22 protein-coding genes and 1 pseudogene are annotated in these 22202 nt (G+C 70.8%); 16 read left to right on the top strand and 7 right to left on the bottom strand.

Annotated elements, in window-relative coordinates:
- Window positions 1-4: 4 nt before the first annotated feature.
- Window positions 5-1165 carry a glutamate 5-kinase gene (gene proB, locus KOI35_RS34230; protein ID WP_215792849.1) on the bottom strand — a complete coding sequence of 387 codons (1161 nt, stop codon included), beginning with the start codon at window positions 1163-1165 and terminating at the stop codon, window positions 5-7.
- Window positions 1166-1177: 12 nt separating this feature from the next.
- On the opposite strand from proB, the gene KOI35_RS34235 reads away from it, so the two are divergent.
- Both KOI35_RS34235 and KOI35_RS34240 read left to right on the top strand, forming a co-directional pair.
- Window positions 1178-1483, top strand: a complete 306-nt coding sequence (locus KOI35_RS34235) for an MGMT family protein (RefSeq protein WP_215792850.1) — start codon at window positions 1178-1180, stop codon at window positions 1481-1483.
- Window positions 1480-2283, top strand: a complete 804-nt coding sequence (locus KOI35_RS34240) for a class I SAM-dependent methyltransferase (RefSeq protein WP_215792851.1) — start codon at window positions 1480-1482, stop codon at window positions 2281-2283. The genes KOI35_RS34235 and KOI35_RS34240 overlap by 4 nt, the downstream gene beginning before the upstream one ends.
- Here KOI35_RS34240 and KOI35_RS34245 read toward each other — a convergent pair.
- Window positions 2267-2956, bottom strand: a complete 690-nt coding sequence (locus KOI35_RS34245; RefSeq protein ID WP_215792852.1) for a TetR/AcrR family transcriptional regulator — start codon at window positions 2954-2956, stop codon at window positions 2267-2269. The genes KOI35_RS34240 and KOI35_RS34245 overlap by 17 nt on opposite strands.
- Before the next feature lie 101 nt (window positions 2957-3057).
- Here KOI35_RS34245 and KOI35_RS34250 point away from each other — a divergent pair, with 101 nt between their 5' ends.
- Window positions 3058-3987, top strand: coding sequence for an NAD-dependent epimerase/dehydratase family protein (locus tag KOI35_RS34250; protein ID WP_215792853.1), 930 nt, complete (start codon window positions 3058-3060; stop codon window positions 3985-3987).
- A gap of 2 nt (window positions 3988-3989) precedes the next feature.
- Here the strand turns inward: KOI35_RS34250 and KOI35_RS34255 are convergent, their stop codons facing one another.
- On the bottom strand, window positions 3990-5381 hold the full coding sequence (locus KOI35_RS34255) for a gamma-glutamyltransferase (protein ID WP_215792854.1): 1392 nt from the start codon (window positions 5379-5381) through the stop codon (window positions 3990-3992).
- A 49-nt stretch (window positions 5382-5430) separates the two neighbouring features.
- On the opposite strand from KOI35_RS34255, the gene KOI35_RS34260 reads away from it, so the two are divergent.
- From KOI35_RS34260 to KOI35_RS34285, 6 genes are all read left to right on the top strand, one after another.
- Window positions 5431-6765, top strand: coding sequence for an MFS transporter (locus tag KOI35_RS34260; protein WP_215792855.1), 1335 nt, complete (start codon window positions 5431-5433; stop codon window positions 6763-6765).
- Between the two features lie 77 nt (window positions 6766-6842).
- Window positions 6843-8366, top strand: coding sequence for a pyridoxal phosphate-dependent decarboxylase family protein (locus tag KOI35_RS34265; protein ID WP_215792856.1), 1524 nt, complete (start codon window positions 6843-6845; stop codon window positions 8364-8366).
- Window positions 8367-8375: 9 nt separating this feature from the next.
- Complete coding sequence (locus KOI35_RS34270) at window positions 8376-8912, top strand: NADH-quinone oxidoreductase subunit B (protein ID WP_215792857.1); 537 nt, start codon at window positions 8376-8378, stop codon at window positions 8910-8912.
- A 10-nt stretch (window positions 8913-8922) separates the two neighbouring features.
- Window positions 8923-10224, top strand: a complete 1302-nt coding sequence (locus KOI35_RS34275) for a DUF2252 domain-containing protein (RefSeq protein ID WP_215792858.1) — start codon at window positions 8923-8925, stop codon at window positions 10222-10224.
- Between the two features lie 15 nt (window positions 10225-10239).
- Window positions 10240-10857: an NADH-quinone oxidoreductase subunit C gene (locus KOI35_RS34280; protein WP_215792859.1), complete on the top strand. Its 618-nt coding sequence runs from the start codon at window positions 10240-10242 to the stop codon at window positions 10855-10857.
- Complete coding sequence (locus KOI35_RS34285; protein ID WP_215792860.1) at window positions 10857-11816, top strand: complex I subunit 1/NuoH family protein; 960 nt, start codon at window positions 10857-10859, stop codon at window positions 11814-11816. The genes KOI35_RS34280 and KOI35_RS34285 overlap by 1 nt, the downstream gene beginning before the upstream one ends.
- Here the strand turns inward: KOI35_RS34285 and KOI35_RS34290 are convergent.
- Window positions 11809-12210, bottom strand: a complete 402-nt coding sequence (locus KOI35_RS34290; RefSeq protein WP_215792861.1) for a hypothetical protein — start codon at window positions 12208-12210, stop codon at window positions 11809-11811. The genes KOI35_RS34285 and KOI35_RS34290 overlap by 8 nt on opposite strands.
- Before the next feature lie 254 nt (window positions 12211-12464).
- Complete coding sequence (locus tag KOI35_RS34295) at window positions 12465-13073, bottom strand: Uma2 family endonuclease (RefSeq protein ID WP_215792862.1); 609 nt, start codon at window positions 13071-13073, stop codon at window positions 12465-12467.
- A 201-nt stretch (window positions 13074-13274) separates the two neighbouring features.
- Here KOI35_RS34295 and KOI35_RS34300 point away from each other — a divergent pair, with 201 nt between their 5' ends.
- The 7 genes and pseudogenes from KOI35_RS34300 (at window position 13275) to KOI35_RS34330 (ending at window position 20260) form a co-directional block, all read left to right on the top strand.
- Window positions 13275-13871 (top strand): NuoI/complex I 23 kDa subunit family protein, encoded by a 597-nt coding sequence (locus KOI35_RS34300; RefSeq protein ID WP_215792863.1) that lies wholly within the window; start codon window positions 13275-13277, stop codon window positions 13869-13871.
- Window positions 13868-14428, top strand: a pseudogene (locus KOI35_RS34305) (NADH-quinone oxidoreductase subunit J family protein); the annotation flags it as partial. The gene KOI35_RS34300 and the pseudogene KOI35_RS34305, both read left to right, overlap by 4 nt.
- 350 nt (window positions 14429-14778) lie before the next feature.
- Window positions 14779-15198, top strand: coding sequence for an NADH-quinone oxidoreductase subunit NuoK (nuoK, locus tag KOI35_RS34310; protein ID WP_215792864.1), 420 nt, complete (start codon window positions 14779-14781; stop codon window positions 15196-15198).
- Window positions 15195-17081, top strand: coding sequence for an NADH-quinone oxidoreductase subunit 5 family protein (locus KOI35_RS34315; protein WP_215792865.1), 1887 nt, complete (start codon window positions 15195-15197; stop codon window positions 17079-17081). The genes nuoK and KOI35_RS34315 overlap by 4 nt, the downstream gene beginning before the upstream one ends.
- Window positions 17078-18577, top strand: a complete 1500-nt coding sequence (locus KOI35_RS34320) for a complex I subunit 4 family protein (protein ID WP_215792866.1) — start codon at window positions 17078-17080, stop codon at window positions 18575-18577. Before KOI35_RS34315 ends, KOI35_RS34320 begins: the two co-directional genes overlap by 4 nt.
- Window positions 18574-20037 carry an NADH-quinone oxidoreductase subunit N gene (locus tag KOI35_RS34325; RefSeq protein ID WP_215792867.1) on the top strand — a complete coding sequence of 488 codons (1464 nt, stop codon included), beginning with the start codon at window positions 18574-18576 and terminating at the stop codon, window positions 20035-20037. The genes KOI35_RS34320 and KOI35_RS34325 overlap by 4 nt, the downstream gene beginning before the upstream one ends.
- Window positions 20038-20071: 34 nt before the next feature.
- The gene (locus KOI35_RS34330; protein ID WP_215792868.1) at window positions 20072-20260 is read left to right on the top strand and encodes a hypothetical protein; all 189 of its coding nucleotides are present in this window, start codon (window positions 20072-20074) and stop codon (window positions 20258-20260) included.
- Window positions 20261-20689: 429 nt separating this feature from the next.
- On the opposite strand, the gene KOI35_RS34335 is transcribed toward KOI35_RS34330, so the two are convergent.
- Window positions 20690-21349, bottom strand: coding sequence for an MOSC domain-containing protein (locus KOI35_RS34335; protein ID WP_215792869.1), 660 nt, complete (start codon window positions 21347-21349; stop codon window positions 20690-20692).
- Entirely contained in the window at window positions 21346-22191 is an 846-nt protein-coding gene (locus KOI35_RS34340; protein WP_215792870.1) for a GNAT family N-acetyltransferase, read from the bottom strand. Before KOI35_RS34340 ends, KOI35_RS34335 begins: the two co-directional genes overlap by 4 nt.
- Window positions 22192-22202 lie beyond the last annotated feature (11 nt).

The following is a 22202-nucleotide window of genomic DNA, read 5'->3' on the forward strand; positions in this document are numbered from 1 at the left end:
CCTTCTAAAGGAGGACGAGGTCGTCGCGATGGACGACCTCCCGTTCATATCCCGGCCCCAGGGTGGCGGCCAACTCTCCGGTGGTGCGGCCGAGCAGCGCGGGCAGTTCGACCGCGTCGTAGTTGACCAGCCCACGGGCGACCGGCGCGCCCGAACCGGCGTCGATCAGGTCGACCGGGTCGCCGGCCGCGAACGAGCCGTCGACCGCGGTGATGCCCGCGGGCAGCAGCGACTTGCGGCGGGCGACCACCGCGGTCACCGCGCCGGGGTCGAGGTGCAGGCGGCCGCGCGGGGCGGTGGCGTGGGCCAGCCAGAACAGCCGGGCGGTGGGCCGGCTGCCGGCCGGTTGAAAAAGCGTTCCGACGTCGTCACCGGAGAGCGCACCGCCGGCCAGGGGAGCGGCGGTGAGCACCACCGGGATGCCGAACCCGGTCGCGATTCGGGCCGCCTCGACCTTGGTCACCATGCCGCCCGTCCCGATCTTCGATTTGCCGGGCGCGGTGATGTTGATTCCTTCAAGATCGGTTTCGTCACCCACGTAACTGATCTTGCGCGACAGAGGGTCGGACGGGTTGCCGGTGTAGAGCGCGTCCACGTCGGAGAGCAGCACCAGGAGGTCGGCCTGGACCAGGGCGGCCACCAGCGCGGCGAGCCGGTCGTTGTCGCCGAAGCGGATCTCGTCGGTGGCCACCGTGTCGTTCTCGTTCACGATCGGCAGCGCGCCCAGGTCGAGAAGCTTGCGCAGGGTCCGGTACGCGTTGCGGTAGTGCGAGCGGCGGGTCACGTCGTCGGCCGTGAGCAGCACCTGGCCGACCTGCAGGCCGTGCCGCGCGAACCCGGCCGCGTAGCGCCCGATCAGCAGCCCCTGCCCGACCGAGGCGGCCGCCTGCTGGGTCGCGAGATCACGCGGCCGGCGGCGCAGGCTCAGCGGGGCCAGCCCGGCCGCGATCGCGCCGCTGGACACGAGCACCACCTCGCGTCCGTCGGCGGCGAGCCCGCCGAGCACGTCGACCAACGCGTCGACGCGCTGCTCGTCGATTCCGCCGGAGGCCGTGGTCAGCGACGAGGAACCCACCTTGACCACGATCCGGCGCGCACCGGTCACCAGTTCACGCACCGGCCAATTGTGCTCGGGCGGGCCGACGGAACCGGGCCGAGATCCCATATCGTGGCGTGAGTGACACCGCAGGAGTACGTGGAAGAGGTGCTCTCACTCGTGGAGAGCATTCCGGAGGGCCGCGTGATGACGTACGGGGCGATCGCCGATTCTCTGGCCGACCGGTCCGGCCGCAACTCCGCGCGCCAGGTCGGCACGATCATGGCCCGGCACGGCGGCGGCGTCCCGTGGCATCGGGTGGTCAACAGTTCGGGTCGCATGCCGCCCGGTCACGAGCAGGAGGCCCGCCAGCGTCTGCTCTCCGAGGGCGTCCCGCTCAAGGGTGAGCGCGTCGATCTGGCCCGGGCCGGGTGGATGCCGCGATGAAGAGCGGAGAGCCTTCCCGTACGGCGATGAGCGCGGCCCGTTACCGAGCGGCGCACCAGATTCTCGAGCACGGCAAGATCTTTCAAGACCCTCTCGCCGTACGCATCCTCGGGCTCGACGAGCAGGAGCTGCTGGCCGACGCGCCCCGCCGGGCGATGCGCGTGTTCATCGCCGCCCGCACCCGCTTCGCCGAGGACGCGCTGGCCGTGGCGTACTCGCACGGCGTACGGGAAATGGTTGTGCTCGGCGCCGGCCTGGACACGTTCGCCTACCGCAACCCTCATCCCGGCCTGCGGGTGACCGAGATCGATCACCCCGACACGGGGGCCTGGAAGCGCACCCGGCTGGCCGAGTCGGGCATCGCGATTCCCTCGTCCGTACGCTATCTCGGGGTCGATTTCGAGAAGGAATCGCTGGCCGAGCGGCTGGACCTGACCGAGCCGGCGTTCTTCCTGTGGCTCGGGGTGGTGCCCTATCTGACGCTCGACGGCTTCGCGGCCACGCTCGAGGCGATCGCCGATCGTCCGGGCAACGAGGTGGTTTTCGACTACGCCCAGTCGCCGTCGCGGATGTCTCCCGAGCGTCGGGAGGCGCTCGAGGCGCGGGCGGCCCGGGTCGCGAAGATCGGCGAGCCGTGGTTGACGTATTTCGAGCCGGACGAGATCGCCACGCGGCTGACCGGGCTGGGCTTCGGCGATCTCGAGGATCTCGGACCGGCCCAGCTCGCGGCCCGGTTCTTCGGGCGCGACGACATCCCGGCCGACACGCCCGGCGGGCACGTGCTCAGAGCTCGTCGGTGAGCCCGATCAGGTAGGCCTGGTTGCGCATCTGGAATGCGAAGAAGCCGGGCCGGTCCTCCTCGACCGACTGCACGAGTTGGCCGAACAGTTCCGCGCTGATCGCACCGTTCAGGTGCAGGAAGGCGGACAGGGCGGCGCCGACGAGCCGGGGCGGCGCGCCCGGGGTGAATCGGTCGGCCACCACGCGCAGTTCCTCGGCGAACCGTCCGGTGATCGGTGGCCGCTCGGCGATCTTCCCGGCCTTGTAGCCGTCCTTGACGACGTCGGCGATCAGCAGGATCACCCGGGTCGCGGGGCCGATCGTGTCCTGCGGCGCCTGGTAGCCGGGCACCGGACTTCCGTAGATCAGCGCCCACTGGTGCGGGTCGGCCAGGGCCCATTCCCGTACGGCCGCAGTGATCTGTAAAAACCGGTCGAGGGGCTCGCGGGGGCCCGCCCCGGCCCGCTCCGCGGCGTCGCCGAGCGAGTTGTAGGCATCGATGATCAGGGCGGTCAGCAGCTCGTCGCGGCTCGCGAAGTAGCGGTAGACCGCGGACGAGGCCATGCCCAGGTCGCGGGCGACCGCGCGCAGCGACAGGTTGGCCCCGTCGGTGGCGAGGTGCCGGCGAGCCACGGTCTTGATCTCTTCGGTCATCTCGGCCCGGACGCGGGCCCGTACTCCGGAGGCGCTCATGCGACCAGTGTGCCACAACGAGAGCAGTGCTCTTGCTTTTGCCGCCGAGTCGTGTAATCGTTGTTCTCAACAGAGAGCGGTGCTCACAAAGGAGAACGGCAATGCCTACTCACGTCGTCGTCGGTTCCGGTCCCATCGGCTCCTCGGTCGCCCGCGGGCTGGCCGAGCGCGGCGAGCGGGTCCGCATGGTCACCCGAAGTGGCAAGGGCCCGTCGCACCCGCTGATCGAGCTGGTCGCGGCCGACGCCTCCGACGCCCGCCGGCTCACCGAGCTGACCCAGGGCGCGGAGACGCTCTACAACTGCGCGAACCCGAAGTACACGGAGTGGGAGAAGCTCTGGTTCCCGATGAACGACGCGATGATCGCCGCGGCCAAGGCGGCCGGCGCGGTCTACGTGATCACCGGAAACCTGTACGTCTACGGCCCGCAGCCCGGTGGCCACATGACCGAGAACAGCCCGCTGGCCGCCGTCGGCCGCAAGGGCAAGGTGCGGATCCAGATGTGGCGCGACGCCCTGGCCAGCGGCGTCCGTACGGTCGAGGTGCGCGGCTCCGACTACATCGGCGCGGGCGCGGTCGGCGTGTTCTCGTACAGCATCCTGCCCGCCCTGAACGCCGGCCGGGCTGCGTACGCCACCGCCGACCCCGACCTGCCGCACAGCTTCACCTACACCGGCGACATGGCCAGCACCATGATCACGCTGGCCCACGACGAGCGCGCCTGGGGCAAGGCCTGGCACACCCCGACCGCCCCGGCCATCTCGATCCGCGAGCTCGCCGACCGCTACTGCGACTTCGTCGGCCGGCCGCACCTGACCATCCGCAAGCTGCCGCGCGCGGTGATGCGGACGGCCGGGCTGTTCCAGCCGATGGCCCGTGAGCTGGCCGAGATGGACTACCAGTTCTACCGGCCGTTCCACCTGGACAGCTCGCTCACCGAGCGCACCTTCGGCCTGCAGGCCAGCCCGATCGAGGTCGGCATCCGCGAGACGGCGGAGGACGCCCAGGCCATCGCCGCCCGCACCATGTAGTGCTAGAGCAACAGGCCGACACCGGCGCGGCGGGGATCTCCCGCCGCGCCCGCCTGCCCGACCGCGGTGACCCCGCCGAAGTAGTGGTTCATCCCGGGCCACTGCTTGATCTGCCAGCCCGCGGCGGCCAGCGCGCTCAGTTCCTCGCGCGGATAGCCCGGCTCGACGTGCACGGTGTCGTCGACGACGTGGAAGCGCGGCCGCCCGATCGCCTCGGTCATGTCCAGCCCGTCGACCAGCACGCCGAGCAGGGTGTCGACCAGGGCCGTACGGATCCGGCTGGCTCCCGCCGACCCGGCCGCCACGGCGAGATGTCCGTCGGGGTCGATCACCACGAGCGGGCACATGTTCGACGACATCCGTTTGCCCGGGGCCATGTCGTCGGTGACCAGTTCGCCCTCGCCGAGCATCGAGTTCAGGTTGATGCCCAGTCCCGGCAGCCAGACCCCGGCGCCCAGCCCGAGCGTCGTGGTGATCACGCAGGCGTTGCCGTCAGCGTCCACCACCGAGACGTTGGTCGTGTCCCCGATCTTCTGCCGGCCCTGGTCGCGCAGGGCGGTGGCGACCCCGGTGGCCCGGCCCGGGCGGGACAGGTCGTCCGGCAGCCCGGCGATCGTGTCGACCGTGCGGTTCATGTCGTGGCGGGCCAGCACCCGGTGCCCGGCCAGCGTCGCGTGGTCGACCGGCGTCTCCAGCACTCGGTAGTCGGCCAGATCCCGCGGGCCCAGACTGCCGCCGGCCGCGCGTACGGTGTCGACCATGATCGCGGCGTAGTCGCCGGTATAGAAGACGCCGGGCCCGTCCGCGGCCAGCCGGGCCATCGCCGTGCCCAGCCCCTGGTGGAACAGCCGGTCGCCGCCCTGCAGCCGTTTCCCGTTGGGCGTGTAGACCGGCGCGCCCTCGCCCCAGGCCAGCGCGGGTGCGCAGGCGTCGAGGGTCTGCGCGTGCGCGGCCGGCACCGGCACCCCGGTCGTGGCCAGCTCGACCGCGGGCGCCACCACATCGGCCCACGGCAGCCGGCCCCAGCGCCGGTGCACCTCGCCGCAGCCGGCCGGCACACCCGGGACGGCCACGCTCGCCCCGCCGATCGAATAGACCTGCGGCATGCCCCCGAAGAAGACGTCGACCGCGACCATCGGGCCGGCTTCCCGGTCACCGTCGGTGCCCGGCACCGCGACGAAGAAGTCGAGACACGTGACCTCGCCGGTGGCCGCGTCGAAGTAGGTGGCGAACCCGCCGCCGCCCAGTCCGGTATAGATCGTCTCGGCCGCGCAGCAGGCCAGCACCGCCGCGACCGCGGCGTCGGCCGCCGTTCCGCCGTCCCGCAGGATGCGCTGCCCGGCCTCGGCCGTGGCCGGATGACTGGCGGCGACCCCGGCCGCAACCTTTTTCATCTGGCGAAGCGTAGGCGGGATCACAAGATCGTGGTTACCATCCGCGTTCATGACGACCGCCGGTCCCACTCCCGACGTACAGCCGGCGGCCGCCCTGCCACGTCGTGTTTTGGCGGGATATTCCCTAGGTTCGCTGGTCACGGGCGCCTTCGGCACCGTGCCGGGTTTGCTGCTGCTGCCCTATCTGACCGATACGTTAGGTGTGGCGGCTGGTGTCGCCGGTCTGCTCGTTCTGCTCCCGAAAGCGTGGGACGTGCTCGTCAACCCGGTCGCCGGGCGCATCTCCGACCGTCGCGGCGACCGGCGTCCGTTCCTGCTCGGGGCCGGTCTGCTGCTGGCGGTGCTGTTCGCCGCGATCTTCGCCGGCCCGGTCGGCAGCGGAGCCGGCGCGGGTGCCTACGTCGCCCTGGCTTTCCTCGCCGCCGCCACCGCGTACGCGTTCTTCCAGGTCCCCTACGTCGCGATGCCGGCCGAGCTGACCGACGGCTATGCCGAGCGCACCCGCCTGATGACCTGGCGGGTCGCCGTGCTGGCGCTGGCCATCCTGGTCTCGGGCGCGCTCGCCCCGCTCGTCGTCGAGCAGACCGGCGGCGGCCTGGCCGGTCATCGCTGGGCCGGCGTCTTCGTCGGCGCGCTCATCGTCGTCGGCACCCTGGGCGTCTACGCCGGAACGCGCTCGGCCGACTCCCGCTCGGTGGCCGCGGTCGAGCCCTCCCTGCGCGCCCAGCTTCGGATCGCTGCCGCCAACCGTCCTTTCCGGGCACTGCTCCTCCTCTGGATCGTGCAGGCGGTCGGCATCGGCACGATGCTGGCCGGCGTGCAGTACTTCGCCGACCACGTGGTCGAGCGGGATTCCGGAGCCACCTTCCTCTTCGCGGCCTTCGTCGGGCCCGCCCTGCTGGTCATGCCGCTCTGGAGCCGGGTCGGCCGTCGTCTGGGCAAGCCTGTCTCGCTGGCCGTGGGCTCGCTTCTCTTCGCGGCCGGGGCCCTGGCCCTGCTGGCCGCGCCTCTTCTGCCGCCCGTCGCCGTCTATCTGATCGTGGCGGTGATCGGCGTCGGGTACGCCGGGCAGCAGGTGTTCGCGATGGCGATGCTGCCGGACTGCATCGCCTATGACACCGAGCGCACCGGCCGCCGCCAGGCCGGCGTGTTCACCGGTCTGTGGACGGCGGGGGAGACGCTCGGGCTGGCGCTCGGGCCCGGGCTCTACGCACTGGTCCTTCAGCTCTTCGGATATGTGTCGTCGTCGAGCGGCGAGGCCGCCGTGCAGGACGACACCGCCCGTCTGGGTGTGCTGCTCGGTTTCACCGTGATCCCCGCCCTTCTGGTCGGCGTCGCCGTCGCCCTGCTGCGTTCGTATCGCGACGTCATCCGACACCCCTGACGCCGGTCCGCCCGGCGGTCTCCGCGGCCCCTCTTTGGCGGTCCTCCCCGCTCCCGGCCTGGGATAGCGTGATCGCCATGTTGGAGGCGCTGCCCGAGAAGGGCGTTCCGGGGGAGCAGATCCTCGCCGAGCTGCAAGGTCTGCGAGCGGCCGATCTGCCCACGCACGGCGGCCGGTTGTTCGCGTATGTCTACGACCCCGCGCTCGAGGGCCTCGACGAGCTGGCCCGAGCCGCCCACGCCATCTCCGCACACGTCAACGGGCTCGACCCGACCGCCTTCCCGTCGCTCCTGGCGATGGAAAACGCCCTGGTCGGCGCCGCGGCCCGGCTGCTCGGCGGCGACGACCAGACGGTCGGCAGTGTCACCAGCGGCGGCACCGAGTCGCTGATCCTCGCCGTCAAGGCGGCCCGCGACTCCCGGCCCGAGCTCGCCACCCCGCGCCTGGTGATCCCGTCGACCGCCCACGCGGCGTTCGCCAAGGCGGCGCACTATCTGCGCGTCGCCCTCGACGTCGTGCCGGTCGGCGCCGATCTGCGGGCCGATTCGGCTGCGTTGTCCGCGGCCATCACCGCCGACACCGTGCTCGTGGCGGCCTCCGCGCCCTCCTACGCCCACGGCGTGGTCGACCCGATTCCCGAGATCGCCGCGATCTGCGCCGAGCGGGGCGTGCGGTTCCATGTGGACGCGTGTTTCGGCGGCTGGGTGCTGCCCTACCTACGGCGGCTCGGCGCCGATCTGCCGGACTTCGACCTCGCCGTTCCCGGGGTCACCAGCATCTCGGTCGACCTGCACAAATACGCCTACGCGCCGAAGGGCGTGTCGATCCTGCTGCACCGCGACGAGGCGCTGCGCCGGCCGCAGTATTTCGCCTATGCGGGCTGGCCCGGCTACACGATGATCAACCCGATCATCTCGTCCACCCGGTCGGGCGGGCCGATCGCGGCGGCGCTGGCCACCCTGCGGCACATCGGCGACGCGGGCTATCTCGAGCTGGCCGAGCGCACCCGCGATGCCGTCGCCGTGCTGGCCGAGGCGGTGGAGCGAGTCGACGGCGTGCGCCTGTTCGCGCCACCCGAGACGACGGTCGTGTGCCTCGCGGCCGGCGGCGCTCAGACAGCCGACGCGGGCCGGGGCGCCGGGACGGTCGACTCGAGCGACGTCGCTCCGACGGTCGGCTCGGGTGGTGGCGTCGATCTATTTGTTCTCGCCGACGAGTTGGCTGCGCGTGGTTGGCACACCCAGCCCCAGATGGCGTACGGGGAAATGCCCGCCACGATTCACCTCACGGTGACCGCCGCAGTGGCCGCGACCGCCGCCGAGTTCGCGTCCGATCTAGCCGATGCGGTGGCCGCAGCCCGGGCCGCCGGCCCGGCCGACCTGCCACCCGCTCCGCTCGAGGCGGCCGGCGCACTGACCCCCGAGATGGTCACCCCCGACCTGATCGCCGGCCTGGCCGAGGGCCTCGGGCTCGGCGGTGGCGACTTCACCCGGATGGCCGCGGTCAACTCGCTGCTCAACGTGGCCCCGCCCGCTCTCCGGGAAGCGCTGCTCACCGGTTTCCTCAGCCTGCTGCAGCGCCCGGGCGCTGCGGGCGAGTAGGTTGACGTCGTGGCCGGTCTGCCAGGTGTGCTCGGGGAACCCATCCGGTTCGTGCTGAACTGGGGGCGGCGCTATTCGCTCTGGGTGTTCAACTTCGGGCTGGCGTGCTGCGCGATCGAGTTCATCGCGTCGAGCATGAGCCGGCACGACTTCATGCGCATGGGTGTCATCCCGTTCGCGCACGGCCCGCGCCAGGCCGACCTCATGGTCGTGTCGGGCACGGTCACCGACAAGATGGCCCCGGCGATCAAGCGGCTCTACGACCAGATGCCCGAGCCGAAATACGTCATCTCGTTCGGCTCGTGCGCCAACTGCGGCGGCCCCTACTGGGATTCCTATTCGGTGACCAAGGGCGTCGACCAGATCATCCCGGTCGACGTCTATGTGCCCGGGTGCCCGCCGCGGCCCGAGGCGCTGCTGCACGGCATCCTGCGCCTGCAGGAAAAGATCGCCGCCGAGCAGTCCGGCCCGGGCGGGGTGTCCAGGCCCGATCCGTTGGCGTTGACTGCCCCTTTGGTGACTCCGCCGCGTGCAAGTGGGGACTAGTGTCCGCACTATGACCGACCAGTCCCGCGCGGATTTCATCATCGACGTTCTGACCAGGGAATTCGGTGAGTTGATCGCTATCGATCCGGCCGCTTTCCGGCGTAAGTTCCGCAAGATGGCCGCGTCGCCGTTTGCGTTCTATCGCGGCAGCGCCTCGCTGTTCTACGCCGACCTGTCCGAGTCTTATGCAGACTCGAGCTTCCTGGACGAGCGCACCAGCCGCGTGTGGATCCACGGCGACCTGCATGCCGAAAACTTCGGCACCTACATGAACGCGTCCGGTCACCTCGTCTTCAACGTGAACGACTTCGACGAGGCGTACGTGGGACCCTTCTCCTGGGATCTGAAGCGTTTCGCGGCCAGCGTGGCCCTGATCGGTTACTCCAAGGCGCTCTCCGACGAGCACATCACCTCGCTGGTCACCGGGTTCACGAAGTCCTACATCACCGAGCTGCGGGCCATCGCGGTCGGCGGCGACGACGCGATCGGCTCGATCACCCTCGAGAACGCCGACGGGGCGCTGCGCCGCGTGCTGCAGGACGCCCGGCTCAGCACCCGCATCGACCTGCTCAACGGTCAGACCACGATCGACGACTACGAGCGCCGGTTCACCATGGCCGACGGCGTCTACGAGGTCGACGAGCCGACCGTCGCGGCCGTGCGCGAGGCCTTCGAGCAATACCTCGGCACCCTCCCCGAAAAGACCCGGCCGGTGTCGACCACCATCAAGGACATCAAGCTGCGCAAGGGCGTCGGCATCGGCTCGGCCGGCCTGCCCTCGTACAACCTGCTGCTCGAGGGCCACACCGAGGCGCTCGAAAACGACGTGATCATCTATATGAAGCAGGCGCAGGTGCCGGCCGTCGCCCGCTGGATCGACGACGAGCGGGTGCGGTCCCACTTCAAGCACCAGGGCCACCGTACGGCCGAGTCGCAGCACGCGTTGCAGGCGCACGCCGACCCCTGGGTGGGCTACACGACGCTCAACGGCGTGGGCCAGCTCGTCGCCGAGGTCTCGCCCTACGCGGCCGACCTGGACTGGTCCGACGTCAACGAGCCCGAGGAACTGGCCGGGGTCATCGCCGACCTGGGCCGGGCCGTGGCCCGCATGCACTCGGTGGCCGACGACGAGTCCAGCCACGACCTGGTCGACTTCTCGACCGAAGAGGCGATCGTGGCCGAGATCGACAAGGACGAGGCCGGCTTCGTGCAGCACCTGGTCGAGTTCGCCCACCGTTACGGCGACCAGGCCCGCGAAGATCACCAGGACTTCGTCGACGTCTTCCGCAACGGCCGCCTGCCCGGCCTCTGACCATAAGATGACCCCATGACGCCTGAAGAGGTCGGCGAGCGCCTGGTCGCGCTGCTGACGGACGACTCGCCGGACGCGCCTCCGGGCGAGATCGTCGCCGGCCTCTCGGGCGGGGGTCCCGGTCACGAGCGCGCGGTGGTCGACGTGCCGGTCGCCCGCTGGTGGGAGACGGTCGGCACGGCCAAGCACAACGGCGCCGTCGGCTGCGACTTCTTCGACTGGCTGTCCGCCGTCGACGAGCTCGACGAGGGTTTCCGGGTGGTCGCTCACCTGTGGTCGACCCGCCGGCACCACGCCCTGCTGCTGCGCACGATCGTGCCGCGGGAAGACCCGGTCATCGAGTCGGTGGTCGAACTCTTCCCGGGTGCGGCGTGGCACGAGCGGGAGACGTACGAGATGTTCGGGATCACCTTCGCCCGGCATCCCGACCTGCGTCCGCTGCTGCTGCCGCCCGGTTTCGAGGGCCACCCGCTGCGCAAGGAGTTCGTGCTGGCCTCCCGGGTCGCCAAGGCCTGGCCGGGCGCCAAGGAGCCGGGGGAGTCCGAGTCCGGCACGACCAAGCGCGCCCCGATGCGCCCGCCCGGCGTCCCCGACCCGAAAGAGTGGGGACCGAAGGCCGGGGGCACCGACTGATGCCGCTCTGGCTCGACCTGATCGTTCGCGTGGTCGCCGTCGTGGCGGCCTTCCTCGTGCTCCCGCTCGTCGTCGGGCAGGCCGAGCACAAGGTCATGGCCCACATGCAGGGCCGTCTCGGTCCGATGTACGCGGGCGCCTTCCACGGCTGGGCCCAGCTCGTGGCCGACGGCGTGAAGTTCGTGCAGAAGGAGGACGTCGCCCCCGGCGAGGCCGACCGACGTGTCTTCCGGCTCGCCCCGCTGGTCGCCCTGTTCCCCTACCTGCTGGTTCTGCTGGCCATCCCGCTCGGCCCGAACGGCCTGGTCGCCCAGGCGCTCGACGTCGGCCTGTTCTTCGTGCTCGCCGTCCTCGGCGTCGGGGTGCTCGCGGTGCTCATGTCCGCGTGGGCCTCGGCCAACAAGTACAGCCTGCTCGGCGGCCTGCGCGGCGCGGCCCAGCTGCTCGGCTACGAGCTCCCTCTGGTGCTGGCCGCGGCCAGCGTCGCCATGGCCGCGGGCACGCTCAGCCTGCCCGGCATCGTCGAGGCGTGGCGCCCGTGGTGGCTGCTCTGGCAGGCCCCGGCCGCGCTCGTCTTCTTCGTGGCCGGCCTGGCCGAGATCCGCCGCCCGCCGTTCGACATGCCGATCGCCGACTCCGAGCTGGTCTTCGGCTACATGACCGAATACACCGGCCTGCGGTTCGCGTTCTTCCTGCTCGCCGAGTACGTCGGCATCGTCGTGATCGCGGCCCTGACCACGGTGCTGTTCCTGGGTGGCTGGCACGGCCCGTTCGCCGACCAGCTCGGCTGGCTGTGGACCTTGGTCAAGGTGTTCGCGGTGAGCTTCGTGATCATCTGGCTGCGCGTCAGCTACCCGCGCCTGCGCGAGGACCAGCTGCAACGCCTCTGCTGGCTGGTCCTCGTGCCGGTCGCGCTGGGTCAGCTGGTGCTGACCGCGTTGGTCAGGGTGCTCACGTAAGCAGCGTCACCGAGTAGTTCAGCGTGGTGCCGCTGGCCGTGTAGGTCGCCGTCTGCCCGTTGGCGCAGTACGACACGAACACGTTGCCCGCCACAGTGTTGCCGGCGGTCGCGTGCACCAGCGGCCGCACGTCGACCCCTTCGGCGAACGGCGTCGACGCCAGATCGACGACCCGCCACTGGTTGACCGGGTAGTCGTCGGTCGGCGCCGACAGCTGCCCATCACGCGTAGTGAGCTGGTAGTTCATCACGAACCCACCATTGTTGACGACGCTCACCTTCTGCACACACGGCGTCGCCATCACTGCCGGCGCCGCCGCGGCGGGCGATGCGATCGCCCCGATCAGTCCGGCCGATCCCACGACGGCAACTGCCACTCGTCCGGTCCTGGTCATTCGAAGATCCTCCTTCGCTCGGATGAAGCGGTCACCCGGGTAGTAACCGGACACCAAGGCATCAAACCGAGGATCTTCTATATTCATTACTTTTACTGTTATCCACTTTCAAGATCACAAACCACCCCATCCCGTACGCCTCGTCGACGCCCCAGAAGCACCAGCCCAGCCCTCCGCCTCCGGCGGCTGCCGCGGCGACCTGAGCGAGGCGAACGGCCGTAGCGCCCGACCGGGATGTTCCCGGTGGTACAGCTTCACAAGAACGGCGGCGCCAGCTCGGTGAGCGAGATGACTGCCGGCCACGGATCGTCGATCTCCAGCGTCCCGTCGAACTCGCCGGTCGCCCGATACGCTCCGGCATCCCCGTCGAGGGCGTAAGTGCGGACGGTGACCCGCCCGTCGGTCTCGACGATCCAATAGGACGGAATGCCCGCAGCTGCGTAAAGGGCCGGTTTCGTAATCCGGTCCATGGTTGCCGAGGCGCCGGCCACGACTTCGATCGCCAGCACGACCTCGCCGGGAAAGAAATGGTTCCCGCACCGCCGAGCGGCATCCTCGGTAACCGCCAGCACGTCCGGGCTGAACGCCGTTCGTGGGCCCAGTCGAATCTGCACGCCCTGGTTGACGTCGTATTCGGTCGGGCCGCCGTCCTGGAGCGCGGCCATCAGCCGCATGGCGATCTGCTGATGAACCACCGGGGGCGAGGGCCGCACGAGCAACACTCCGTCGAGCAGTTCCCGCCGTACTCCGTCCTCAGGGAAGGTCTCGAGGTCGTCGACGGTCCATCCGCCGTCGGGTGGCGCGTCGAGGGCCGTCAGCCGACCGCCCTGGGGACCGGACAGCGCCGGATGAGTCGGGGACACGTGAGGCTCCGTTCAAGATCTCGCGACGATGCCGCAGCCGGGATCTTGATGAGGCCGAGTCGCCGGGCGCGACATGTCGCTGGACAGCAGCGACCATGCGAGGTCTCCGGCGCGGGGCTACTCACTCGCGAGTCAAACTACCGGAAGATCTGATGGGGGTGTGCTCGCATCGAATCGGGCGAAGGGGCAGGATATGCGTTTGTGAGTGACGACGGGGAGCGGAGCACGCCCGGCAAGGGCCTGGTGCAGGGTCTCGCCGTCACCCTCAAGACGATGACCAAGCGGTCGGGCACCCAGCAATATCCCGATGTCGAGCCCGAGCTCCCGCCCCGCAGCCGGGGAGTGATCGCGCTCCTCGAGGAGAACTGCACGGTCTGCATGCTCTGCGCCCGCGAGTGCCCCGACTGGTGCATCTACATCGACTCGCACAAGGAAGAGGTCGTGGTCCCCGGTGCGGCGCGGGCCCGGCAGCGGAACGTGCTCGACAAGTTCGACATCGACTTCTCGCTCTGCATGTACTGCGGCATCTGCATCGAGGTCTGCCCGTTCGACGCGCTGCACTGGACGCCCGAGTTCGAATACGCCGAGACCGACGTCCTCGACCTGCTCCACACCAAGGACAGGCTGGGCGACTGGATGCGTACGGTCCCGCCGCCCCCGGCCCACGACGTGCTCGGCGAGCCTTCCAAGGAGGAGGCCACCGCCGCTCGCAAGGCCGCCGGTCCGGGCGCGGCGACTGCGGCAAAGACAGCCCGTCCCCCCGTACGCCGTCCCAGCGCCCCGGAGCAGGAGCGGTGACCGTAGCGGACGCGCTGATGCTGGCTCTCGGCGCGATCGCGGTCGGCTCCGGCGCCCTCGTCGTCACCAGCGCCCACCTGGTGCGTTCCGGCTTCTACCTGGTCGTCAGCCTGGGCGCGATCGCCGGCCTCTATCTGGTGCTGGGCGCCGAACTGGTCGCCTGGGTGCAGATCCTGGTCTACGTCGGCGCGGTCGTCGTGCTGCTTCTGTTCGCCGTCATGCTGACCCGGGCCCCGATCGGCCCGTCCGACGATCTCGACCGGCCCGCCCTTCCGGCCGCCCTGATCGGCGGCGGCGTCGGCCTGGGGCTCACCGTCCTGCTGGTCGACGCCTTCCGCTGGACCGAATACGAACTGCCCCCGCCCGGCACCGGCCGGCGCGTCGGCGAGCAGATCTTCGGGGCCTGGGTGCTGCCGTTCGAGGTGCTCTCGATCCTGCTGCTGGCCGCCCTGGTCGGCGCGATCGTGCTGTCCCGCCCCGACATCGGCGCCCGCCCCGACCCGAACGCCGGGGCCGAGCCCGCGCCCGAACCCGGCCCGATCGGGGAGTCGCCCGAGGTGGCCGCCCGCCTGGAACGCATCGCCGCCCGGCAGGCCGCCGCCCAGGCCCGGGTGCGCGCTCAGCACGCCGCCGAGCAGGCCACCGAGGTTGCCGAGCCGGCTCAGGAACAGACCCGCGAGGACGCTCTCAAGGACCAGGCCCGCAACGTCGTCTTCCAGGCTCGCGAGGGCGCACCCAAACTGGGCCGGACGCCGGACATGCCGCTCGAGCCCGCCCCCGACCCCCGGGTCATCGAGAGCACGAGCACCGAGGTGAGCCGGGGCCGCCCCGAGCTGCCGCGCGGCACCCGGAAAGGCCCGCCGAGAGAGCTGCCCTCGGGCCCGACGAGAGATGACGAGGGCACCTGATGCACGCGGTGATCCCGTACGTCGTAGCCGCTCTGCTCTTTGGTCTTGGGGTCTATGGCGTCCTCAAACGGCGCAACGCCATCCTCGTCCTGATGGCGGTCGAGCTCATGCTCAACGCCGTCAACCTGATCCTGGTCGCCGCCGACAGCACGATCAAGGCGGGTCTGACCGGCGTGCAGCCCGAGGCCTGGGCCTACGCCGTCCCCGAGCCCCGGGCCGGCGCGATCTTCGCCCTGTTCGTCATCGTGCTGGCGGCGGCCGAGGTCGGTGTGGGCCTGGCCATCGTGCTGCAGTTCTACCGCCTGCGCCGGGCCGTGGTGCTCGACGAGGTGGCGCTGCACGAGCACGACCACGAGCAGGTCTCGGCCGACCACGCGACGGTGGCCGAGCAGAACCGGAACGCTCAGGTGTCCTCGTGACGATCGCCGCGCTGATTCCCGCCGTACCGCTGCTCCTGGGCCTGGTGGGTCTGACCCTGCCCCCGGACGACAACCAGGACCGCCGCCGCCCCGCCGCCGTCCTCGGCATCGCGGGCGCCGCGATCGCACTCCTGGTGACGATCGTCAGCCTCGTGAGTCGAGAGCAACAGGAGTGGTCGGCACACTGGGTGAGCATCGGCGACATCCAGCTCACGTTGGGTATCAGCGTCGGCCCCGCGGCCCTCTACATCGCACTGGCCGTCTGCGCGGTGGCCCTCGCCGTGCAGGTCTATTCGGTGGCCTACCTGCACGACGACCCGCGCTATGCCCCGTACGCGGCCCAGATCAGCCTGTTCACCGGCGCCATGCTGCTGGTTGTCACCAGCGGCGACCTGATCACCCTGCTGATCGGCTGGGAGGTGATGGGCGCCTGCTCCTACCTGCTGATCGGCCACGACCGGCGACTGCCCGAGGCCCCGGCCGCCGCGGTCAAGGCCTTCCTGGTCACCCGGGTCGGCGATGTCGGCTTCCTGCTCGGCATCGCGTTTCTGATCGTCGACGCGCGTACCAGCGAGATCTCGGCCGTGCTGGCTCACCCGCCGCACCCGGCCGCGCTGATCCTGATTCTGGCCGGGGTGGCCGGCAAGAGCGCCCAGTTCCCGCTGCACACCTGGCTGCCCGACGCGATGGCCGGCCCGACCCCGATCTCGGCGCTGATCCATGCGGCCACGATGGTCGCGGCCGGTGTCTACGTCGTCTTCCGCCTGTACCCGCTCTACGCCCAGTCCCCGGCCGCCCTGGCCGTGCTGGGTGTCATGGCCGCGATCACGATCCTGCTCGGCGCGCTCAGCGCGATGGCTCAGGACGACCTGAAACGCGTGCTCGCCTGGTCCACTGTCAGCCAGATCGGTTACATGACCGGCGCCCTGGCCGTCGGCTCGCCCGCCGCCGCGCTGTTCCACCTGCTCACCCACGCCGCGTTCAAGGCCCTGCTGTTCCTCGCGGCGGGCGCGGTGATCCACGCCGTCGGCACGAACTACCTCTCCCGCATGGGTGGCCTCCGCCGGCACATGCCGGTCACCTTCTGGTCGTTCGTGATCGGTCTCGGCGCGCTGGCCGGGCTGCCGCCGCTGGCCGGGTTCTGGTCCAAGGAAAATGTGCTCACCGCGGCCGCGCACGCCACCGAGGGCGGGGAGGCGGCGCCGATCTGGGTCGGCTGGCTGGTCTGGATCGCCGCGCTGTTCGCCATCGGGATCACCGCCTTCTACGCCACCCGCCTGCTGCTCTGGGCGTTCTTCGGCATCTCGCGCGCGCACGGCCCCGACGGCCCCGACTGGGAGGTCGGGTTCGACGACGCCCGCTACACCGAACCGGCGACTCCGCACGATCCGCCCGCCGCCATGCGCTGGCCGATCCTGCTGCTGGCGATTCCGGCCGCGTTGCTGGGCGTGGCCGCGTACGCGCCGGCCTTCCGCACCGCCCTCGAGCTGGAAGATCCGCACCTCAGCGTGGCCATCGTCCTGCCCCTGATCCTGCTGGCGGCCGGCGCGACGGCCGCGTGGTGGCTGTGGCGCGAGGTGCCCGGAGTCGATCCCGCGATGGCTCTGGGCCGCGCGCGTCCCCTGTTGGCGGCGGGTTTCCGGCTCGATGAGATTCAAGACCGTTTCCTCGTACGCCCTACTCGCGCCCTCGCCCGTGCCGTCACCACGGTCGACGAGAAGGTGGTGGACGCCGCCGTCGAGGGAACCGGCAAGACCACCTCGACCGTGGGCGCCGCCCTCGCGTACGCCCACCGCGTTCCCCTGCCCGCAGCGGCCGCCGCCGTCCTGGCCGGCGCCCTGTTCCTGGGCGCCCTGGCCGTCCTGTTCGGAGCCGCCGCATGAGCGCTCTTCTGGTCGCCGTTCTGCTCGTTCCCGCCCTGGGTGCGGCCGTCATCGCCCTCTTCCCGCGGGGTCGCGACCACGCCGCCCGCGTCACCGGCACGATCTTCGCCGCGGTCACCCTGATCCCGATCGCCGTGCTCCCGTTCGCCCGTGACGACGGCTGGACCACCTATTCGGCCACGCCGACGGCCCTCCGCCCGTGGACCGAGTTCGACGTCTCCTGGGTCCCCGCCCTGCGCCTCGACTTCCATCTGGGCGTCGACGGCGTCTCCTACCCGCTGGTCGCGCTCACCGGCCTGCTCACGGTTCTCTGTTGCGCGTACACCATCGGAAAGGTTCCCAGCGGTGGTCAGGGCCGCACCCTGGTCGCCCTGCTCCTGGTCCTCGAGGCCGGCATCCTGGGCACGTTCCTGGCCCTGGATCTGATCCTGTTCTTCCTGTTCTTCGAGGTCGTCCTGCTTCCCATGTACGCCGTGATCATCGGCTGGGGTGGCGACGACCGGCGGCGGGCCGCGCGCAAGTTCGTCCTCTACACGCTGTTCGGCTCGGTCCTGCTGCTGCTCGGCGTGATCACGGTCGCCGTCAACGCCGGCACCGGCGACCTCGCCCAGCTCACCGGCGGCACCGGCCTGAGCCGTTCCACCCAGCTGGCGGCGTTCGCCCTGTTCGCCGTCGCCTTCGCCGTGAAGGCCCCGCTCTGGCCCCTGCACACCTGGCTCCCCGACGCGCACACCCAGGCCCCGACCGTGGGTTCGGTCATCCTGGCCGGGGTGCTGCTCAAGATGGGCACGTACGGTCTGATCCGGATCGGGGTCGGCGTCGCCCCGCTCGGTGCCGAGTGGGCCGCGCCGCTGCTCGGCATCCTGGCCGTCGCCGCCATCCTGGCCGGTTCGCTGATCTGCCTGCGCCAGACCGAGCTCAAGCGCCTGATCGCCTATTCGAGCGTCGGCCACATGGGTTTCGTGCTGCTCGGCATCGCCACCCTGACCGCCACCGGCCTGCAGGCCGCGCTGCTCGGCAACGTCGCCCACGGCCTGATCACCGGCCTGCTGTTCTTCCTGGCCGGCGCGATCAAGGACCGGGCCCACACCGGCGAGCTGGCCGACCTCGGCGGTCTGCGCGAGTCCGCCCCTCGTCTGGCCGGCCTGCTCGGTTTCGCCGCCATCGCCTCGCTCGGCCTGCCCGGCCTGGCCGGCTTCTGGGGCGAGGCGTTCGCCGTGGTGGCCGCCGTCGAGCGCGGCGGCGGCCTCTGGCTGACGCTGGCCGTGCTGGCCGCGATCGGCGGCGCGCTCACCGCCGCGTACTTCCTCCGCCTGCTCCGCAAGGTCACCCACGGCCCCACCGGTTCCGCTTCCGTGCCCGCCGGGATAGGCGGCGCCGAGTGGTTCGCCTGGTCTCCGCTGGCGGCCTTGACCCTGGCCGTGGGCCTGGCCCCCACCCTGGTGCTGGCCGCGACGAGCGCCCCCGTCCGAGCCTTGACGGAGGCCCTGCGATGAGCGCCCAGACCGTCGACCACGTTTCCCTGCTTCCCCTGTACGCCGCAGCCGGCACCGCCGTACTGGTGCTGCTCGCCGACCTGCTCGTAGCCCGCCGCGGCGCGGTCTTCGGCACGCTCGCCACCGGCGGCCTGGCCACGGTCGCCGCCGCGATCATCACCGGTTCCCGCGCCGGCACGTTCTGCGCCCCCACCGGAGACGCCTGCTCCTGGGTACCGAGCCCGCTGGCCGCCACCGCCGCGGTAGTGTTCGCCGCCCTGACCGTAGGCGTGCTGGCCCTCTCGATCCCGGCCCTGCGCCTGGGCACCGCACCGGCGGGGGAGTACTGCTTCCTGCTGGCCGCCTCGATGACCGGCGGCGTAGCGGTCGGCTACGCCGGCGACCTGATCACCCTGATCGTCGGCCTGGAGACCCTGACCCTGCCGCTCTACCTGCTGGTGGGCCTGCGCCGTTTCGCCCCCGGCGAGAAGCCGATGACCTCGGCCGCCTCCGCCTCGGTAACGTTCTTCCTGATCAGCGTCATCTCCACGGCGATCGCCCTGTTAGGAGCGGCACTCAACTACGCCGCCACCGGCGCCCTGCACTTCGACCGCCTGATCAACGGCAGCGGCCCCACGGCCCCCGTAGCCGAGGCCGGTGTCGCTCTCCTGGTGGTCGGCCTGGCCTTCAAGGTCGCCGCCGTCCCCCTGCACGCGTGGGCCCCACCCACGTACGAGGGCTCGCCCCTACCCATCGCGGCCTACCTCTCCACGGCGTCCAAGCTGGGCGGCGTGCTGGCCCTGGCCGCCATCGTCGTACGCCTGGACGCCGCCACTCTGACCGCCTTCCTGGCCCTGTTGACCATGACCGTGGGCAACCTGGTGGCATTGCGTCAGACCCGCATGGTCCGCTTGCTGGCCTGGTCCTCGATCGCCCAGGCGGGCTACATCCTGGCCCCGCTGTCCCTGGGCGCCGACGGCGTCCAGGCGGCCGCCGTCTACGCCGTCTTCTTCGTCATCCTGGAGTTCATCGCCTTCGGGGTGATCGCGGCCCTGCGTCCCGCCGGCGCCACAGGCGGCGACATCCTCTACTACCGCGGAGCCGCCCGCCGTTCCCCGTGGTTGGGCGCCGCCCTGGTCCTTTCCCTGGCCGGCTTGGCGGGCCTACCCCCAGGCTTGGCGGGCCTGTTCGCCAAAATCACCATCGTCGACGCCTTGATTGAGGGCGGCGAGACTTGGCTGGCCGTAGTGGTAGTCCTGAACGCGGTAGTCGCCTTGGCCTACTACGTACGGGTAGCCGCCCTGCTCTACGCCACCCCCACAGTCCCCGGCATCCCGGTCGTCGACCCCACCCTGCTCGAGGCCGCCACCCACCCGCGCTTCCCCGTGACCCGCCCACTGGCCGCGGCCTTGATCACCGCCGCCGCTGCAGCCGTGGTCTTGGGCTTCGCCCCCCAGCTCCTCTTCAACGCATTGTCCTGACTTACAGCAGCGGGCATTCGTAGGCTGCTGTCCTGTGAGCAGGAGGCAGTACGTCGCCCGAGGAGTACCCGGCGGCTACCGGATCTGGGACAACAAGAGACGCTGCTGGTGGGGCGACCTCTACGAGTTGTGCCCGGACGACCTGCTCACCGAACTGAACGGCGCCGCCGACCAGGACAAGATCACCGCCCTCCTCCGCCGTTATCGAGCCTTGAAGCGGTAGCCGCTCCCCGCGCGGGGAGCGATGAGGCGCCGGACATGACGGTGGCATCTGTCAGTCGTCGCGTCATGCCTCGCGAGGCGGCGGCCGCCTCCCAGATCACGTCAGCGACGGGCCGGCAACCGCACCCATCCCCACGCACCGTGCGACGGCATCGCCGCCGAGCCATCCATAGAGGAACCCGGCGGCAGAAGGCCTCTCCGCCCCGTTCGAGTCGACCACTGCAGCCGGCGGCGCAGCGCGCGTGTAACGCCCGAACCAGCTCGCCCTCCGGGTCGTCGCCGGTCACGTCGGTGTGCATGGTCGCCACTCCGAGCGTGTGCAACCCGAGCGCGACGAGATCTCCGGTCTGCGCTGCCCGCGTGTACGCCGACGACGCATGCACGGAGTCGGCCAACGGCAACGGGTCGACCCCAGCCCCACCGAGCACCGTCACAGGCGGCGGTCGATCTCGGCCCTCAAGTCGGCCGGCAGGGCCTCGGCGACCAGCAACCGGGCCAGCTCCTCAGAGCGGTGCATATAGATGTCGAACGCCTCCGACACCCCGATGCTCCGCGCTGGCCGATGCACCACCGAGATCGGATCGCCCACCTGCAGCGGCCCCGGGGTGATCACGCGTAGGTAGGTGCCGGTGCGGGCCTCCCGCGCGAACCGCTTCAACCACTGCTTCTCGCCCATCTTGGCCTGGAACGTCGAGCACGGGATGCGCCCGAACGTCGGCTGCAGCTCCAGCACCTCCCCGACCCGCCAGACCTCGCCGATCTGGGTCTGGTTCAGGTCCATTCCGACCGTCGTCATGTTTTCGCCGAACATGCCGTCCGGCAGCGACCGGCCCAGCGATTCTTCCCACCACTCGTAGTCTTCGCGGGAGTAGGCGTACACGGCCTGGTCGTTGCCGCCGTGGTGTTTGATGTCGCCGATCGGGTCGCCGACCACCCCGCTGTGCAGGCCGGTCGTCTTGGGGCCGGGCGCCCGCACCTCGACGGCGTGCTCGACCGGCAGCTTGTCGATGCCGGTCAGGCCGCCGTTGCGCTTGGCCGGGTTGGGCCGGGCGACGCCCACGTTCACCGAGAGCACTTTGCCGTCTGTCATGCCGTGAACTCCACGATCACTCGATCCTCGACCGGGCGGTAGCCCAGCCGCTGATACAAAGCATTACTGGTCGGGTTGGCCAGGTCGGTGGTGAGCACCACATCTCGCGCTCCGGTGTCGAGGGCGGCCTGGCTCGCGACCACAGTCACCGCTCCGGCGTAGCCGCGCCCACGGCGTACGGGAGGGGTGTAGACGATCTGCACGCGCACCATGCCCGCCTCGGGACGGGAGCACATCGCCATCGATACCGGTTGCCCGCCGTCTTCCCAGAGCAGCACACCCCCGTACGCCAATCGGTCGTCGATCGCCGCTTGCGGGTCGGCCGGGCGGCGTTCGCCGATCTCGTCGTGGAACGCGAGCAACCAGCCCTGCAGCAGCGCCGAGTCGTGGGCCTCGGCGAATCGCACATGGCCGGGCGGGGGGTCGGGCGGGAAATTCAACCCCTCCAGGCGATAAAGGCGGGTTCTCCGTACGACGTGGGTCCGCACCCCGGTCCGCCGCCGCCACCCGGCCGCGAAGCCGTCCACCGCCTCGGCCGGCAGGTTGGCGCCCGGCAGCGGCAGGCCGTCGAGCACCTCGACCGCGGCCGGCACCGCGCGCGGCGGCAGGTCGCTGAACATCATCGGGTGCGGCGGCGTCTGCATCAGCACCCCGGTGACCTGCCCGGACGGCGTGCTCCACCAGCCGAGCACGGGCGTTCCTTCTCCGTACGCGTGTGACCCGCGCCGCTGCAGGGTGGCGAGCACGGTCAGCATCGCGGTGTTCTCGACCGGCCGGGCGCGCAGGAAGTCGCCCGTGGTGGCGGCGAAGGTCTCGACGTCATCGGTCAGCTGCCAGCTCATACCGCGATCAT

Origin of the sequence: Paractinoplanes bogorensis (assembly GCF_018829635.1) — a bacterium.
Classification (GTDB): domain Bacteria; phylum Actinomycetota; class Actinomycetes; order Mycobacteriales; family Micromonosporaceae; genus Actinoplanes; species Actinoplanes bogorensis.

What these genes read in the sequence shown, in the direction of transcription:
- proB (WP_215792849.1), bottom strand. Translation starts at nt 1,165, where the DNA reads ATGGGATCTCGGCCCGGTTCCGTCGGCCCGCCCGAGCACAATTGGCCG.
- KOI35_RS34240 (WP_215792851.1), top strand. Translation starts at nt 1,480, where the DNA reads ATGAAGAGCGGAGAGCCTTCCCGTACGGCGATGAGCGCGGCCCGTTAC.
- KOI35_RS34245 (WP_215792852.1), bottom strand. Translation starts at nt 2,956, where the DNA reads ATGAGCGCCTCCGGAGTACGGGCCCGCGTCCGGGCCGAGATGACCGAA.
- KOI35_RS34250 (WP_215792853.1), top strand. Translation starts at nt 3,058, where the DNA reads ATGCCTACTCACGTCGTCGTCGGTTCCGGTCCCATCGGCTCCTCGGTC.
- KOI35_RS34255 (WP_215792854.1), bottom strand. Translation starts at nt 5,381, where the DNA reads ATGAAAAAGGTTGCGGCCGGGGTCGCCGCCAGTCATCCGGCCACGGCC.
- KOI35_RS34260 (WP_215792855.1), top strand. Translation starts at nt 5,431, where the DNA reads ATGACGACCGCCGGTCCCACTCCCGACGTACAGCCGGCGGCCGCCCTG.
- KOI35_RS34265 (WP_215792856.1), top strand. Translation starts at nt 6,843, where the DNA reads ATGTTGGAGGCGCTGCCCGAGAAGGGCGTTCCGGGGGAGCAGATCCTC.
- KOI35_RS34275 (WP_215792858.1), top strand. Translation starts at nt 8,923, where the DNA reads ATGACCGACCAGTCCCGCGCGGATTTCATCATCGACGTTCTGACCAGG.
- KOI35_RS34280 (WP_215792859.1), top strand. Translation starts at nt 10,240, where the DNA reads ATGACGCCTGAAGAGGTCGGCGAGCGCCTGGTCGCGCTGCTGACGGAC.
- KOI35_RS34285 (WP_215792860.1), top strand. Translation starts at nt 10,857, where the DNA reads ATGCCGCTCTGGCTCGACCTGATCGTTCGCGTGGTCGCCGTCGTGGCG.
- KOI35_RS34290 (WP_215792861.1), bottom strand. Translation starts at nt 12,210, where the DNA reads ATGACCAGGACCGGACGAGTGGCAGTTGCCGTCGTGGGATCGGCCGGA.
- nuoK (WP_215792864.1), top strand. Translation starts at nt 14,779, where the DNA reads ATGCACGCGGTGATCCCGTACGTCGTAGCCGCTCTGCTCTTTGGTCTT.
- KOI35_RS34320 (WP_215792866.1), top strand. Translation starts at nt 17,078, where the DNA reads ATGAGCGCTCTTCTGGTCGCCGTTCTGCTCGTTCCCGCCCTGGGTGCG.
- KOI35_RS34325 (WP_215792867.1), top strand. Translation starts at nt 18,574, where the DNA reads ATGAGCGCCCAGACCGTCGACCACGTTTCCCTGCTTCCCCTGTACGCC.
- KOI35_RS34335 (WP_215792869.1), bottom strand. Translation starts at nt 21,349, where the DNA reads ATGACAGACGGCAAAGTGCTCTCGGTGAACGTGGGCGTCGCCCGGCCC.
- KOI35_RS34340 (WP_215792870.1), bottom strand. Translation starts at nt 22,191, where the DNA reads ATGAGCTGGCAGCTGACCGATGACGTCGAGACCTTCGCCGCCACCACG.